General features: G+C 69.5%; 18 protein-coding genes. 15 read left to right on the top strand and 3 right to left on the bottom strand.

The window, feature by feature from the left end; genetic code table 11:
- The first annotated feature begins 106 nt into the window (after window positions 1–106).
- Both ACZ7PG_RS29620 and ACZ7PG_RS29625 read left to right on the top strand, forming a co-directional pair.
- The gene (locus tag ACZ7PG_RS29620) at window positions 107–700 is read left to right on the top strand and encodes an RNA polymerase sigma factor (RefSeq protein ID WP_470242321.1); all 594 of its coding nucleotides are present in this window, start codon (window positions 107–109) and stop codon (window positions 698–700) included.
- The gene (locus ACZ7PG_RS29625; RefSeq protein WP_470242322.1) at window positions 693–1,760 is read left to right on the top strand and encodes a CU044_5270 family protein; all 1,068 of its coding nucleotides are present in this window, start codon (window positions 693–695) and stop codon (window positions 1,758–1,760) included. The genes ACZ7PG_RS29620 and ACZ7PG_RS29625 overlap by 8 nt, the downstream gene beginning before the upstream one ends.
- Here ACZ7PG_RS29625 and radA read toward each other — a convergent pair whose 3' ends face one another.
- Together radA and ACZ7PG_RS29635 are read right to left on the bottom strand one after the other, a co-directional pair.
- Window positions 1,761–3,119 (bottom strand): DNA repair protein RadA, encoded by a 1,359-nt coding sequence (gene radA, locus ACZ7PG_RS29630; protein ID WP_470242323.1) that lies wholly within the window; start codon window positions 3,117–3,119, stop codon window positions 1,761–1,763.
- Between the two features lie 39 nt (window positions 3,120–3,158).
- The gene (locus ACZ7PG_RS29635; RefSeq protein WP_470242324.1) at window positions 3,159–3,842 is read right to left on the bottom strand and encodes a copper chaperone PCu(A)C domain-containing protein; all 684 of its coding nucleotides are present in this window, start codon (window positions 3,840–3,842) and stop codon (window positions 3,159–3,161) included.
- Between the two features lie 275 nt (window positions 3,843–4,117).
- Here ACZ7PG_RS29635 and ACZ7PG_RS29640 point away from each other — a divergent pair, with 275 nt between their 5' ends.
- The 9 genes from ACZ7PG_RS29640 (at window position 4,118) to ACZ7PG_RS29680 (ending at window position 11,273) form a co-directional block, all read left to right on the top strand.
- Window positions 4,118–4,609, top strand: coding sequence for a CarD family transcriptional regulator (locus tag ACZ7PG_RS29640; protein ID WP_004559016.1), 492 nt, complete (start codon window positions 4,118–4,120; stop codon window positions 4,607–4,609).
- Window positions 4,610–4,662: 53 nt separating this feature from the next.
- Window positions 4,663–5,292 (top strand): IspD/TarI family cytidylyltransferase, encoded by a 630-nt coding sequence (locus tag ACZ7PG_RS29645; RefSeq protein WP_470242325.1) that lies wholly within the window; start codon window positions 4,663–4,665, stop codon window positions 5,290–5,292.
- Window positions 5,289–5,756: a 2-C-methyl-D-erythritol 2,4-cyclodiphosphate synthase gene (ispF, locus tag ACZ7PG_RS29650; RefSeq protein WP_470242326.1), complete on the top strand. Its 468-nt coding sequence runs from the start codon at window positions 5,289–5,291 to the stop codon at window positions 5,754–5,756. Before ACZ7PG_RS29645 ends, ispF begins: the two co-directional genes overlap by 4 nt.
- 111 nt (window positions 5,757–5,867) lie before the next feature.
- A complete protein-coding gene (locus ACZ7PG_RS29655) occupies window positions 5,868–6,263 on the top strand; it encodes a PPOX class F420-dependent oxidoreductase (RefSeq protein WP_470242327.1) in 396 nt (131 codons plus the stop codon).
- A 10-nt stretch (window positions 6,264–6,273) separates the two neighbouring features.
- Window positions 6,274–6,660 carry a PPOX class F420-dependent oxidoreductase gene (locus ACZ7PG_RS29660; protein WP_470242328.1) on the top strand — a complete coding sequence of 129 codons (387 nt, stop codon included), beginning with the start codon at window positions 6,274–6,276 and terminating at the stop codon, window positions 6,658–6,660.
- Window positions 6,661–6,682: 22 nt separating this feature from the next.
- Window positions 6,683–7,369: an HAD family hydrolase gene (locus ACZ7PG_RS29665; protein WP_470242329.1), complete on the top strand. Its 687-nt coding sequence runs from the start codon at window positions 6,683–6,685 to the stop codon at window positions 7,367–7,369.
- A 42-nt stretch (window positions 7,370–7,411) separates the two neighbouring features.
- Window positions 7,412–8,800, top strand: coding sequence for a cysteine--tRNA ligase (cysS, locus tag ACZ7PG_RS29670; protein WP_470242330.1), 1,389 nt, complete (start codon window positions 7,412–7,414; stop codon window positions 8,798–8,800).
- Window positions 8,801–8,830: 30 nt separating this feature from the next.
- Window positions 8,831–9,787, top strand: coding sequence for a 23S rRNA (guanosine(2251)-2'-O)-methyltransferase RlmB (gene rlmB / locus ACZ7PG_RS29675; RefSeq protein ID WP_470242331.1), 957 nt, complete (start codon window positions 8,831–8,833; stop codon window positions 9,785–9,787).
- Between the two features lie 52 nt (window positions 9,788–9,839).
- The gene (locus tag ACZ7PG_RS29680) at window positions 9,840–11,273 is read left to right on the top strand and encodes an MBOAT family O-acyltransferase (RefSeq protein ID WP_470242332.1); all 1,434 of its coding nucleotides are present in this window, start codon (window positions 9,840–9,842) and stop codon (window positions 11,271–11,273) included.
- Window positions 11,274–11,434: 161 nt separating this feature from the next.
- On the opposite strand, the gene ACZ7PG_RS29685 is transcribed toward ACZ7PG_RS29680, so the two are convergent.
- Complete coding sequence (locus ACZ7PG_RS29685; protein ID WP_470242333.1) at window positions 11,435–12,106, bottom strand: SGNH/GDSL hydrolase family protein; 672 nt, start codon at window positions 12,104–12,106, stop codon at window positions 11,435–11,437.
- Between the two features lie 93 nt (window positions 12,107–12,199).
- On the opposite strand from ACZ7PG_RS29685, the gene ACZ7PG_RS29690 reads away from it, so the two are divergent.
- The 4 genes from ACZ7PG_RS29690 to ACZ7PG_RS29705 all read left to right on the top strand — a co-directional run bounded on the left by ACZ7PG_RS29690 (window position 12,200) and on the right by ACZ7PG_RS29705 (window position 15,023).
- Window positions 12,200–12,562: a hypothetical protein gene (locus ACZ7PG_RS29690; RefSeq protein WP_470242334.1), complete on the top strand. Its 363-nt coding sequence runs from the start codon at window positions 12,200–12,202 to the stop codon at window positions 12,560–12,562.
- 4 nt (window positions 12,563–12,566) lie between these two features.
- Complete coding sequence (locus ACZ7PG_RS29695) at window positions 12,567–13,172, top strand: histidine phosphatase family protein (RefSeq protein WP_470242335.1); 606 nt, start codon at window positions 12,567–12,569, stop codon at window positions 13,170–13,172.
- Between the two features lie 72 nt (window positions 13,173–13,244).
- Entirely contained in the window at window positions 13,245–13,826 is a 582-nt protein-coding gene (locus ACZ7PG_RS29700) for a transglutaminase-like domain-containing protein (protein WP_470242336.1), read from the top strand.
- 183 nt (window positions 13,827–14,009) lie between these two features.
- Window positions 14,010–15,023 carry a hypothetical protein gene (locus ACZ7PG_RS29705; protein WP_470242337.1) on the top strand — a complete coding sequence of 338 codons (1,014 nt, stop codon included), beginning with the start codon at window positions 14,010–14,012 and terminating at the stop codon, window positions 15,021–15,023.
- Window position 15,024: the final 1 nt, after the last annotated feature.

Raw genomic sequence — 15,024 nt, forward strand, 5'->3', positions numbered from 1 at the left:
GATCCCGGCAGAATTCACCCGCCGTCTCTCACCCGACCCCGGATGGATCACGACAAAGGTAGGTTCGCCCCGTGAACGCTCGCGGGGGCTGCGGGCAACTGGGGGCATGCAGGTGATCCACGAGGGATCGGAGATCTGGGGGCACGACCGCCCTGACCTGGGCGGAGCCGAGCCCGGGCCGGCGTTCGGCCGGCTCTTCGACGCCCACGCCGTCGCGTTGCGCCGATACCTGGCGCGGCGGGTCGGCGCCGAACCGGCGAACGACCTCGTCGCCGAGACGTTCCTGGTCGCGTTGCGGCGTCGCGAGAGCTACCGGCCCGAGCTCGGCACCGCCCGGTCGTGGCTCTACGGCATCGCGACCAACCTGCTGCGCCACCACGTGCGGTCCGAGATGCGCGGGCTGCAAGCCACCGCGCGGCTCGCGCGCGCCGGCGACACCAGCCACGCGGGCCACGACGGCCGCGTCGCCGAGCAGGTCGACGCCCAGGTCCGCGCCGCCCAGCTCGCCGGCGCGCTGGCCGAGCTCAGCCCCGCCGACCGCGACACGCTGCTGCTCGTGTCGTGGGCCGGGCTGGAACCGGCCGAGGTCGCGGAAGCGCTCGGCATCCCGCCCGGTACCGTGCGGTCCCGGCTGCACCGGATCAGACGCTGGCTCAGGACGAACGCCCCGGCTCAAGAGGAGGTGCAGGACCTTGCGTGAAGACAACGTCCGGAAGATCTGGTCCGACGCCGAACTCGACACGGCGCTGGCGGACCTGCACGCCGACGTCGACGAGGACGACGGGCTGACCTTCGCCCGCGCGTCCCTCATGGCCGCGGCGGGTACCACGGAGACACCGCCGGCCCCGCCCCGCCGCAGGAGCTGGCGGTGGATCGCGGTGGCCGCCGCCGTCGTCACGGTGGTGGGCGGGCTCGGGATCGTCGTTTCGCTGCGGCCGCCGGCGCCGGAGCCGGCACACCCGGCCGCGCAGCTCGCCGACCCCGAGCGCCCGCTCGCGCCCGGCGAGTTCCACTACGCGCAGAAGCTCGCCTGGGTCTCCCAGACGACCTTCGGGGTGCCCGTGCAGCTCCAGCAGTCGGTCGAGCTGTGGATCCCGGCCGATCCCACCGGCGTCTGGCACCGCCGCACGCGGTGGACGGGCGGGGTGAACGGACCGGACGCCGACACGCAGGCCAAGCTCAAGGTCGACCGGACACCCGTCGACGAATACGGCCCGGCCGGTGTCTTCCCCGGCCGGCCGCCCACGAACTGGCTGGTACCCGACGCGGCGTTCGTCGCGTCGCTCGTGCCGGACCCTGTGCAGCTGACCAAGGACCTGTCGCGGGACTTCCGCGGGCCCACCGCGTCGCCGTCCATCGAGGCACTGCCGATGGCTCGTTCGGTGCTCGCACTGGGCCTGCTCCGCAAGGACGTCCGGATCGCCCTGCGAGACGCCATCAGCACGTTGCCCGGGATCTTCACCAAGCCGTCGCAGGCCCCCGACGGCCGCCCGGCGACGGTCGTCGTGTCGATGGAGACGGGTGACCGCCTGTACTTCGACCCCACGACGGTGCAGCTGCTGGCCGCGACCGACAGCTCCGCGATCATCCACCGGAACGACGCCCCGCTGAGCACGTCCCAGAAGCCGCCGAGCTCCGCCTCGATCCCGGAGACGACGATCACGATGTCCTCGCAGATCCCGCCGGCCCCGACGACACCGCAGATGTGGGGTGACCGGAACGCGGAGTACTCCTACGCGATCACCCGGACGTCGGGGTGATCAGCGGGCGTGACTGGCCGCGTTCAACGCGTCCGCGACGTTCGCCACCTCCAGGACCCGGATCCCGGCCGGCGGCTTGCCGGAGTCCGGTGGCACGAGCGCGTGCGTGAACCCCAGCCGGGCCGCCTCCGCCAGGCGGCGGCCCACGCTCGGCACCCGGCGGATTTCGCCCGCCAGCCCCACCTCGCCCACCGACACCAGCCGCGGCGACAGCGCCACGTCTTCGAACGAGGACGTCAACGCCAGTACCAGCGCCAGGTCGATCCCCGGCTCGGTGATCTTCATGCCGCCGACCGTCGCGGTGTACACGTCCTTGTCGCCGAGCTTGAGGCCGCCGCGCTTCTCCAGCACCGCCAAGACCATCGCCACCCGCGCCGAGTCGAGCCCGCTGACCGCGCGGCGTGGCTGGGGCGCCGACGTCGACGACACCAGCGCCTGGACCTCGCCCAGCATGGGCCGCTTGCCCTCCATCGACACCGTGATCGCCGTGCCCGGCACCGGCTCCGCCGTACGGCTGATGAACAGCCCCGACGGGTCCGGCACCCCGACGATGCCTTCTTCCTGCAGTTCGAAGCAGCCGATCTCGTCGGACGCGCCGAACCGGTTCTTGATGCCGCGCAGCATCCGCAGCGTCGAGTGCTTGTCGCCCTCGAACTGCAGCACGACGTCCACCAGGTGCTCCAGCACGCGCGGGCCGGCCACCGAACCGTCCTTCGTGACGTGGCCCACCAGCACCACCGGCAGCCCGCGCTCCTTCGCCACCGCGACCAGCCCGGACGTCACCGCGCGGACCTGCGTCACGCCGCCCGGTGAGCCGTCGACCTGCGGGGACGCCATCGTCTGCACCGAGTCGACGATCAGCACGCCCGGCTTGACGTCGTCGATGTGCCCGAGGATGGCCGAAAGGTCGCTCTCGGCGGCCAGGTACATGCGGTCGTGGACGTTGCCCGTCCGCTCGGCGCGCAGCCGGACCTGGCCCGCGGACTCCTCGCCCGTGACGTACAAGGAGCGGTCGACCGTCTTCGCCCACTGGTAAGCGACTTCGAGCAGCAGCGTCGACTTGCCGACGCCGGGCTCACCCGCGAGCAGCACCACCGCGCCCGGCACCAGGCCGCCGCCCAGCACCCGGTCGAGCTCCGAAACCCCGGTGTGGCGGGCGCGCGCCGCTTCGACGTCGACCTCGCCGATCGGCCGCGCGGGCGCACTCGGCGCTCCGGCGGCGACGCGCTGGATGGCCGGCCTGGCCGGCACCCCGCGTTCCTCGAGCGAGCCCCATTCCTGGCACTCCGGACACCGGCCCAGCCACTTCGCCGCTTCGTACCCGCAGCTCGCGCAGCGGTAGGTGGTCCCTTTCTTCACCCCGCGAGGCTATCGGCGACCACCGACAAAACCGGGGACCTACTCCTTGACGTGTGCCGGAGCCGCGATGGGCACCTCGACGGTGACGGGGCCCGCGTTCTGGAAGACGAAGGTGACCTTGATGGTCTGGCCCGGCCACAGCGGCTGCTTCAGCGCGGGCAGCGTCACGGTGCCCTTGCCGACGGTCGCCGGGGCGGCGGTCGGCGTCGCGCTGGTCGACGGCGCCTCGGCCGACGAAGACGACGTCGCGGTGCCGGTGGAGCTGGTGCCGGTCGAGCTGGTGCCCGTCGCGGTCCCGGTCGCCGTCGGCGCTTCCGAAGACGAAGCCGGCGGTGTGGTCTGCACCTCGTTGGTGGACTCGACGGCGTCGTCCGGGCCGATCACCAGGGAGTGCCCGGCGACGATGGTCTTCGAGCCGCCGACGGTCGCCTGCGCGCCGTCCTCGGTCGTCACCGAGACGAGCGAGTCGTCCTGGGAGCCCTGGTTCACGATCGTCAGCGTCAGCGCCGGGGTCGCGCCGGCCGGGTAGCCCGGGCCGGACGTCGGGTACTGCACCGCGACGTCGCGCAGGACGATGGTCTTGACCTGGCCATACGTGCCGTTGACCGCGGGCTGCTGCGAGTCGGTCTGGGTGATCTGGCCGGCCCCGCACCCGGCGAGCGCGAGCGCGGCACCGAGCGCCAGCACGCCCGCGCCGAGCACGCGACGATTCTGCAGCCTCACGTCGCAGTCCTTCCCTTTTCACGGCCTCGTCCCCGCGAAGACTAGCCGGGCGCGATCTCCCGCACCGAACCGGTCCGCGTTGCGCCCAAGATCAACCGTCCACAAAGGAATTCGTTGTGCCCGTTGACACCCGCCCCGGCCACCTGCGTGAGCATGGGGGTCGGACGTTTGTCAACCCCCGCTCAGGCCGCTGACCTGCGAGGACGAGTCCGGCCCGCTAGGTGGGCACTGGCGGACCGTGATAGGATGGAGTCAGCGAAAGGGGCAGAGGACACATGGTTTTCAAGGTCGGAGAGACCGTCGTCTACCCGCACCACGGTGCCGCACTCATCGAAGCCATCGAGACCCGCGTGATCAAGGGCGAGGAAAAGAAGTACCTCGTCCTCAAGGTCGCGCAAGGGGATCTCACGGTTCGCGTGCCCGCTGACAACGCCGAGATCGTAGGCGTACGCGATGTCGTCGGGCAAGAGGGACTGGACAAGGTCTTCGATGTGCTGCGTGCTCCGCACACCGAGGAACCAACGAACTGGTCTCGTCGGTACAAGGCCAACCTCGAGAAGCTCGCCTCCGGCGATGTGAACAAGGTGGCCGAAGTGGTGCGCGACCTCTGGCGGCGAGAGAAGGACCGCGGACTTTCAGCCGGCGAGAAGCGCATGTTGGCGAAGGCGCGGCAAATTCTGGTCAGCGAGCTCGCGCTCGCGGAGGGCACCGACGAGGACAAGGCTGAAGTCCTCCTCGACGAAGTTCTGGAAACCGCGACGGTTTGAGCCCAGGGCGTCTCACCCGACGGGCGGGTGAGTGCCTCTACGATCGCGAACCGATGAACGTCGTCGTGATCGTGACCGTCGCACATCATGCCTCCGACGGAGAGCTCGCTCTCACGCCGGTCCATGGTGAGGCGCTACTCACGCACACCGTGCGGGGGCTGCTCGGAGTACCGGAGATCGATCTGGTTCTCGTGGCGGCCCCCCAGCGGTGTGCTTCGTTGTTTTCGGAGGCCCTCCGTGTCTTCGAACAGCCTGGTCTCCGGTGCCGGGTCGTGCCCGGCTCGCTCCGGGAGGCTTTCGCCACCGTCGAGCCCGATCTTGCCCGTGACTCAGTTGTACTCCTCCACGACGCGTTGCGAGCCTTCATTCCTGCGGCGACCGTGCGTGCTGTCATCGACGCGGTCGGTGACAATCCGGTCGTCGTGCCGGTGCTGCCGATGGCGGACACGGTGAAGGTGACCGACGCCTCGTTCATCGTCGGCACGGAGGACCGCACGCGGCTGCGCACGGCCCAGACCCCGATCGGCTACACGCTCGAGGCGTTCCGGGCGGCCGAGCCGTGGGACGTCACCGGCGCGGCGACGGTGGAAGGGCACCCGGACGCGATGCGCGTCACGACGGATTTCGAACTGTCACTGGCCGAGGCGATCGCGGCGGCACCGAAGAACGAGGAGACGCTGTGAGGATCGGCAACGGGGTGGACGTCCACCCGGTCGAAGCGGGCCGCGAGTGCTGGATGGCGGGCCTGCTGTGGCCGGACGTGGACGGTTGCGCGGGCCACTCGGACGGCGACGTGGCAGCCCACGCCCTGTGCGACGCCCTGCTGTCGGCGGCGGGGCTGGGGGACCTGGGCGCGGTGTTCGGCACCGGCGACCCCCGGATGGACGGCGCGCACGGGGCGGACATGCTCGTGGAGGTCCGAGGTCTGGTCGAGGCGGCGGGCTGGCGGGTGGGCAACGCGTCGGTGCAGATCGTGGGCAACGCACCGCGGGTGGGGAAGCGGCGCGAGGAGGCCCAGAAGGTGCTGTCGGAGGCGGTGGGCGGCCCGGTGAGCGTGTCGGGGACGACGTCGGATGGGTTGGGTTTGACCGGGCGGGGCGAGGGGATCGCGGCCTTCGCGACGGCGCTGCTGCTGGCAGCGGAATAGCCACCTTGGCGGCGGCTGTCCACAGCTGGGCCGACGGTCTACTTCTGCGACCCGCACGCCCCCGGCCCCGAACCGCGGAATAGCCCCGCGCCGGGGCCCGTTCGGCGTGATATGGCCCTCACCCTCTCGGACGATGTCCGCGCGCTGATCGACGGGAAGAACTTCGCCACCGTCGCCACCCTCGATCCCGATGGCGGGCCACAGACCTCCGTCGTCTGGGTCGGGCTCGATGGCGGGGATCTCGTCTTCAGCGCGACCGAGGACCGCCGGAAGGTCCGCAACCTGCGCCGCGACCCGCGCGTCAGCGTCTCCATCACCGACGCCGCGAACCCGTACCGGCACACCCAGCTGCGCGGCCGGGTCACCATCGAGCCCGACCCCGGCAAGACCCTCCCGAAGACCCTCAGCCACAAGTACCTCGCCCAGGACCCGCCGGCGGAAAACGAGAGCACCGAGCGCGTGATCGTCCGCCTCCACGTCGAGAAGGTCGCCGGCAACGTGAAATAGGGTCCGGACCATGTTCAACGAAGCCACCAAGGCCCTCCTCGACGGCCGCAACTACCCGGTCGTCGCCACCACCAACGCCGATGGCTCGCCGCAGAGCTCCGTCGTCTGGGCCAAGCGGGACGGCGACACCGTCGTCTTCGTGACCGTCCAGGGCCGGCGCAAGGAGCGCAACATCCAGCGCGATCCGCGGGTCTCGCTCTCCGTCTTCGACCTGGCCGACCCCGAGAACTACGTCGAGATCCGGGGTCGCGCCGAGGTCACCGTCGAGGGCGGCCCCGAGCTGAACCACGAGCTGGCCCACAAGTACACCGGCGCGGACTTCCCGGCCGAGCCGCCGGAGGTCGTGCGGGTGCTCGTCCGCCTTGTTCCCGAACACATCACAGGGCATTCGGCCTGACGATCCCGTTAGGCTGGAAACCATGACGATCAGGGCGGTGTTGTTCGACTTCTCCGGCACGCTCTTCCGGCTCGAGCAAGACGAGTCGTGGCTCGCCGAACTGACCGACCACGAGGGCACGCCGCTCGACATCGAGGCGCAGGCCGAGCTGATGCGCCGGATGACCGCGCCCGTCGGGCAGGTCGTCGAGCTGGATGCCGAGCACGTGCACGCCTGGCACAACCGCGACCGCGACCCCGGGCTGCACCGGAAGGTCTACCTCGAGGTGCTCAAGAAGTCCGGCGTCCCGCACGTCGACCAGGCCGAAGCCCTCTACAACCGGCTCATCACGCCGAGCCAGTGGACGCCGTACCCGGACACCGAGGCCGCGCTGAAGGCCGCGTCCGAAGCCGGGCTCAAGGTGGGCGTGCTGAGCAACATCGCCTTCGACATCCGGCCGGCCTTCACCGCGCGCGGGTGGGACGCCTACGTCGACGAGTTCGTGCTGTCCTTCGAGGTCGGCGCCATCAAGCCGGAGCTGGAGATCTTCCGCAAGGCCGTCCAGGCCCTCGGTGTCCCGGCCACCGAGACGCTGATGGTCGGCGACAGCGAGGAAGCCGACGGCGGCGCCCGCGCGCTCGGCTGCGAGTTCGCGCTGGTCGACCCGCTGCCCACCGCGGAGCGGCCGGACGCCCTGCTCACGGCCCTGCGCACCCACGGCGTCGCCTAACCGCCTGCGACCTCGCTCACGCCCACCCCGTACCCTTTGAGGGTGGCCCTTCACCTTTTCGACACAGCGACCCGGAGCGTGCGGGAGTTCCACCCCGTCCGTAGCGGAACGGCGTCGATCTACGTGTGTGGTGCCACCGTGCAGGGCGTTCCGCACATCGGGCACGTCCGCGGCGTCCTGAACTACGACGTCCTGCGCCGCTGGCTCGTCCACAGTGGACTCGACGTGCTGCTGGTCCGCAACGTCACGGACATCGACGACAAGATCCTCACCAAGGCCGCCGAAGCCGGCCGGCCCTGGTGGGAGTGGGGCGCGACGCACGAGCGCGCCTTCGAGGAGGCGTACGAGCGGCTCGGCTGCCTGCCGCCGTCGGTCAACCCGCGCGCGACCGGGCACGTCACCCAGATGGTCGAGCTGATGGAACGCCTCATCGAGAGCGGCCACGGCTACGTCGCGGACGGCGACGTCTACTTTTCGGTCAAGTCGTTCGACGAGTACGGCAAGCTGTCCGGCCAGGTCCTCGAAGACGTCCAGCAGGGCGAGACGCCGACGCGCGGCAAGCGCGACCCGCGCGACTTCACCATGTGGAAGAGCGCGAAGCCGGGCGAGCCGTCGTGGCCGACGCCGTGGGGCGCCGGCCGGCCGGGCTGGCACCTGGAGTGCTCGGCGATGGCGACGTCCTACCTCGGCGCGGAGTTCGACATCCACGGCGGCGGCATCGACCTGGTCTTCCCGCACCACGAGAACGAGCGCGCCCAGTCGAACGCGGCGGGCGACGCCTTCGCGCGGTTCTGGCTGCACAACGCCTGGGTGACCATGTCCGGCGAGAAGATGTCGAAGTCGCTCGGCAACACCGTGTCGATCCCGTCGATGCTGGAGCGCTACCGGGCGCCGGAGCTGCGCTACTACCTGGTGCAGCCGCACTACCGCTCGACCATCGAGTACTCCGACGGCGCGCTGTCCGAAGCCGCGCAGGGCTACCGGCGGATCGAGACGTTCCTGCGTCGCGCCGCGCAGTCGGGCGAGGTGACGCTGGGCACGGTCCCGGCGGAGTTCGCCGCCGCGCTCGACGACGACCTGGCCACCCCGCAGGCGTTCGCCGTGGTCCACACCACGGTGCGGGACGGTAACGCCGCCCTCGACGCGGGCGACACCTCCAAGGCACTCGAATTCGCCGCGGCCGTCCGCGCGATGACCGACGTGCTCGGCCTCGACCCGCTGTCCGCGCGCTGGTCGGAGGCGGGCGGTTCCGACTCGCCCACCAAAGAGGCACTGTCCCGGATCGTCGAAGGGCTGCTGACCGAACGTCAGCAGGCCCGCGCCGAGAAGGACTTCGCCCGCGCGGACGCTGCCCGTGACCGCCTCCAGCAGGCGGGCATCGTGGTGGAGGACACCCCCAATGGTCCTCAGTGGACGGTCAAGTCCGACTGATCTCGGCAACAACGCAAGGAAACTTTCACCATGGCAGGCAACTCGCGGCGCCAGGGCGCGATCCGCAAGACGGGCACCAAGAAGGGCGCCGTCGTCGGCTCGGGCGGTCAGCGCCGCAAGGCCCTCGAGGGCAAGGGCCCGACCCCGAAGGCGGAGGACCGCCCCGGGCACAAGGCCTACCGCTCGGCCAACGCCGCGACGAAGCGCGACCAGGCGCGGCAGAAGAAGGCCGACAAGCCGGAGCTGATCGCCGGGCGCAACCCGGTGGTCGAGGCGCTGCGCGCGGGTGTCCCGGCGACGGCGTTGTACGTCGCGCTGAACATCGAGATCGACGACCGCGTGAACGACGCCGTCCGGCTTGCCGGCGACAAGGGCATCTCGATCCTGGAGATCCCGCGCGAGGAGCTGGACCGCAAGACGAACCGGGCCGTGCACCAGGGCCTGGGCCTGCAGGTCCCGCCGTTCGAGTACGCCCACCCGGACGACCTGATGGCGGCGGCCCGCGACTCGGGTGAGATCCCGCTGTTCGTCGCGCTCGACGGCGTCACCGACCCGCGGAACCTGGGCGCGGTGATCCGCTCGGCGGCCGCGTTCGGCGCCCACGGCGTGCTGCTGCCGGAGCGGCGCAGCGCGGGCATGACGGCGGTGGCGTGGCGGACGAGCGCCGGCACGGCGGCGAAGCTGCCGATCGCGGTGGCGACCAACCTCACCCGCCAGCTCAAGGCGTGGGCGAACGACGGCCTGATGCTGGTCGGCCTGGACGCGGACGGTTCGGTGGACATCGACGAGCTCGCGCTGGCGGCGGACCCGCTGGTGATCGTGCTGGGCTCGGAGGGCCGCGGCCTGTCCCGCCTGGTCCGCGAGACGTGCGACGCGACGGTGTCGATCCCGATGGCGGCGGGCGTGGAGTCGCTCAACGCATCGGTGGCGGCGGGCGTGCTGCTGGCCGAGGTGGCGCGACGGCGTCGTGTCGCCGGTCGGGTCTGACACGACCACCCAGTCGGGTTAAGGTCACCGTCGGATAACTCGAGGGGACCCGATGTCGTTCGTTTCGCCACTGTTCCTGTGGTACTTCATGCCGGCGGTGCTCATCGCCGTGCTGGTGTGCCCGCGGACGTGGCGAAACGGCATCGTCGCGACCGCCAGCCTGCTGTTCTACACGATCGGCGCGGGCGCGTTCGTGTTCCTGCTGCTCGGCTGCATGATCGTCAACTTCCTGGCCGGCCCGCTGCTGGCACCGAACCCGTTCGACCTCAACGGCGCGCGCCGGCGCAAGATCCTGATCGCGGTGGTGTCGCTCGACGTCACGGTGCTGCTGATCTGGAAGTACGCGGGGTTCGCGACCCAGCAGATCGCGGCGGTGGCGCACTGGTTCGGCGGAAGCGTGCCGGTGGCGAGCCTGGTGGTGCCGATCGGCATCTCGTTCTACACGTTCCACCACATTTCGTACGTGGTGGACATCTACCGCGGCGAGCGTCAGGCGCTACGGAACCCGGTGTCGTTCGCGGCGTACATCGCGATGTTCCCCCAGCTGGTGGCGGGCCCGATCGTCCGTTATCGAGAGATCGCCGACCAGCTCCCCCAGCTGCGGTCCCATCGCCTCGACGACCTGGCGGCCGGGTTCCCGAGGTTCGCACTGGGCCTGTGCAAGAAGACGATCATCGCCGACTCGCTGAGCCCCCTGGTCGAGGCGTGTTTCAAGGTGCCGCCCGACCAGATGACGTTCGCAACGGCTTGGTTAGGCGCGATCGGCTACACGCTCCAGCTGTTCTTCGATTTTTCGGGCTATTCGGACATGGCAATCGGCCTGGGCCGCATGCTGGGCTTCAGGCTGCCGGAGAACTTCGCCCGCCCGTACTCAGCGGTGACGATCACGGAGTTCTGGCGCCGCTGGCACATGAGCCTGAGTCGTTGGTTCCGCGACTACGTGTACATCCCCCTGGGCGGCAACAGGAACGGAGCGGCCCAGACATACCGCAACCTGTGCATAGTGTTCGTGTTGACGGGCTTCTGGCACGGAGCGCAGTGGACATTCCTGATCTGGGGCTGCTACCACGGAGCGCTCTTGGTGATCGAGCGCCGATTCGGCCTGGACCTGGACCCAGCAGTGCGCTGGAAGCGCTACTCGCGCAGGGCATTGACGATGCTCCTGGTGGTATTCGGCTGGGTGTTCTTCAGATCAGCAGACCTGGGCCACGCACTATCAATGATCGGCCACATGCTGATCCCGGACTTCGACGGCCTGGGAGCGGGCGTAGCAGAGGCATTCACAAACCAGAGGCTGGTATTGCTACTGGCAGCGTTGGCGGTATTCCTCCTACCAGCCCACCCGGTAACAGGCCCACTGCTGGAGTCGAGCCGAAGCAAGCCGGCAACAGCCCTGCGCATAGGCGTGATGACGGTAGGCCTGCTGTACGCGGCAATCCTGATCGCAACAGGAACATTCAGCCCCTTCTTGTACTACCAGTTCTAAAAGCCGAGCGAGCAGACCAAACGCAGGCCATCAACCACACCACCCCACCGAACCGATACGCAGCGACTTCAGCGGCCGTCACACCGGGTCAAGGCACGCTTTCCCGCCTTGACGCGGTGTGACGGCCGTTGAACAATCGAGCGTTCGGGTCGATGGGTTACTCAGGCAACAAGCCGAAGCCAACCCTCAGCAAGAACAGCATGCCCAGCCGGAGTCGGATGAATCCCATCCTCAGACCACCGCTCCGCCTCCCCCAGCTCGGCGAAAGTCCGATCCGCGGCAAGAAGATGCGCGCCGTACTCATCAGCCAACTCCCGAACCACCTGGATCTTCACGTCCAAGTCAGCACGCCACTCCTCCCGCACAGCCTCATCGATGACCACAACCCGTTCTTCCCCACCCACATGAAGCACCCGCTCGACAACTCCCTTGACCGGCAGCAGAAAAGGTTCGACCAGGATCACCTCGACCCCCGCCGAGGCGAGCGGCGCCAAAAGCCGCTCATACCCGGCTGAGAACTCCTCCACGGGAATCGCCCGCCCCCGAGGATCCAGCGTGTGCCACCCCATGTCATTCACCCCCACAAGGATCGAAACGACATCCGGCCGCACATCGAGCACATCCCGCCGCCACCGAGCCTCAAGATCCATCACCTTGTCACCAGCATGCCCCGCATTCACCCACCGCACCGGCCGGTCAGGATGCTCGAAGCACCACGAACCAGCAACCAGCAACGGATACCCACACCGCTCCTCACCCGGCGGACGCCAAAGATCAGTGATCGAATCGCCCGCGAACAGGACCGTGCTCCCAGCCTTCAGCTTGATCGTCATGTGCCGAGCGTCGCGCCGCGGACTGGCAGGGAACGCACACGCGGCTGGTGCCGACCTGGCACCATGATCGACGACCAGTCAGAAAGGCAGCGCATGACCGAGCCGACCGACCTCGCCAAGGTGCCGGGCGTGATCCCCTACGTCGACCACCACGTCGGTCCCCGGCGGCTGCTCACCGTCGAAATCCCCCACCTCGGCCACACCGTCCGCGCCTACTTCCCGATCGCCGGCATCGACGGACGGCAGTACGTCGTCTCCTGGGGGTCCGTCTCCTTCGAGATCCCCGCCGACCGGAACGTGCACGTCAGCGTGCACCTGCAGACCAACAGCGGGCACGACCACACCATCACCCCGTTCGCCTCGACCATCCTGCCGCCGCATCCCGCGCCGATGCGGCTGGTCGCCCAGTTCGCGCCCAGCCAAGGCCCGCAAGGCGCGCTCGTTCCCATTGGCTGACTCCGTGCTCGCAACGCGATACCTCTTCCTCACCCGCCACGGCGAGGCGGGGCCCGACGGCGCGCTCACCGAAGCCGGGCAGCGCCAGGCTGTCCTCCTCGGGCGGCGCCTGCGCGACGTCCCCGTCACCGCCGTCCACCACGGGCCGCTCCCGCGCGCGACCGGGACCGCGCGGCTGATCGCCGCCCAGCTGCCCGGGGTCGCGGTCCACGAAGACGACGCCGCGGGCGACTTCGTCCCGTACCTGCCGAGGCGCGAGGAGCTGCCCGAGACGTCCGGCGACCTCCTGCTCGCCTTCGCCCGGCAGCACCCGCCGGCGGACGAAGAGCTCGCCGCCGAGGCCGAGCGCCGGTTCACCGGGCCCGTGCCCGGTACCGAGACTCGGTTCGAAGTGCTCGTGACGCACAACTTCCTCGTCGGCTGGCTCGTGAGCGCCTCGCAGGACGCGCCCCGGTGGCGGTGGCTCGCGCTCAACCACGCCAACGCCGGATTGACCGTCATCCGCTACTCGCCGAACCGGCCGGCCGCGCTGCTGACGTACAACGACCTGAGCCACCTGCCCGCCGAACTGCGCTGGACCGGCTTCCCACCCGACTTCTACGTTCCGTAATCGGTGAACGCGGAGCGTCGCCGCCGAGGAAAAGGTGCTCGCCCTAATGGCCGAACCTGTCAGGATGGCCGGATGAGTCCCGTTCCCTCGCCCACGTCCGTTCGGCTGAGTGACTACCTCGCGGCCGACTCCGTCGTCGATCACGGGCACCCCACGATCCGGGCGCGAGCCAAAACCCTGGCGCCCGCGGGCGAAGATCCCTTCGAGCGCGCGAAAGCCGCCTTCCTCTTCGTCCGGGACGAGATCGAGCACGTGATCGACGCACGGGATCCGCGCGTCACCTGGCGGGCGTCGGACGTTCTGCGCGAGCGCGTCGGGATCTGTCACGCGAAGGCGCACCTGCTCGCCGCTTTGCTGCGCGCACAAGGGATCCCGGCCGGGTTCTGCTACCAGGAGCTCTCCGCGCTGCACGGGCTGAATGCCGTGTACCTGCACGGCAAGTGGTCACGTCTCGACGCCCGCGGCAACCGGACGGGTGCCCGCGGGGAGTTTTCGCTCGACGAGGAGAAACTGGCCTGGCCGGTGGACACCGCACGCGGCGAACGCGATCACCCGGAGATCCATCCGGCGCCCGCACCGGTCGTCGTGGATTTCCTGATGACGGCCGAACCCGGCCCGCGCTGGTACGAAAACGGTCTCCCGGCGGCACTTTGACCCAGGTTTTCCGTGATTTTCGGAAAACTCGGCAAGCCGGTTAATTATTGCCGAGAGTGACGTCTGTCCGTCAGCCTTGTCCCCCGAACTTCTTATTTCGCACGTCCCGTCAGGCGCGTAAAGTGACTCCCCGCGCTCGAACAGACACTTTACGCATTCGTCCGTTCGGGTGGTTCGAGGGAGGTGAAGCAAGTGGCCGCGGAGGGCGGATCCCGCCGCCGTACCCCACTGCAGGAGATCTTCTGGACCAGGACGAGCTTGCTCCTCACGGTGCTCGTCGTCGTCGCCGGCCTCAGCCTGTGGCTCGCCGGCCTGATGGACCCCGGCACCGGGAAGAACCTGGTGACGTCGCTGGGCACCGGCACCCTGATCTCCGCGATCGTGGGGTTCGGCACCACGCTGATCACCGCCAGCGCTTCGCAGAAGGCGCTGGTGACCCCGGTGATCGAGGAAAGCAGGCGCGCGCTGGAAGACCTGAGCTCCGAATACCGCGCGCTGAACAAGGAGTTCTTCCCCACCGACGTGTTCGAGGCGACCACCGACCCCGATCCCGCGTTCAACCGAGCGCTGATGGCCGACCTCGACGCGACCCGGCAGTACTTCTTCCGCGGCTTCTCCGGCCGGCACGCGGCCGCGCGCCTGTTGCTGTCCCGCACGGAACGCGAACTCCGGGCCGTCATCGCCGATCCGCGGGACGCCAGCGCGATCAGCGGGCGCGCCCGCTACCTGCTGCGCCGCGAAGCCGGCGACGTCGACTCGGACCAGATCCAGACCCGGCTCGACGAAGAGATCCGGATCGGGCTCGCCGGCCTCTTCCTGGCCCGCAGCCGCTGCGCGCAGGTCGACATCACCGTGGTCGCGGACCCGCCGCTGGACCGGCTCGAGATGTTCGACGACAGCGTGTGGGTGTCGCTCTACAGCGACGTCCGCGGCGCCACGAAGCTGTACCCGCGGACCCTGCGGTTCACCGAAGGTTCCTTCCTCTACAACATGGAGCGCGCCGAGTTCGTGCGCGTCTCGCAGTCCCGGACCGGCCGCCACTTCCGCATCACGTCCGCCACGACGCGGACGGATTTCCTGGCGCTGTTCGAAAAGATCACCGGATCACCCTTGTCCGAGGAGCAGTTCCACGAGCTGGAAAGCAAGTTCCACGCCTTCCGCGCGGAGTTCTCCGAAGTCGCCGAGCTAGGGAGCTGAC

This window comes from Amycolatopsis sp. NPDC114504 (assembly GCF_055633595.1).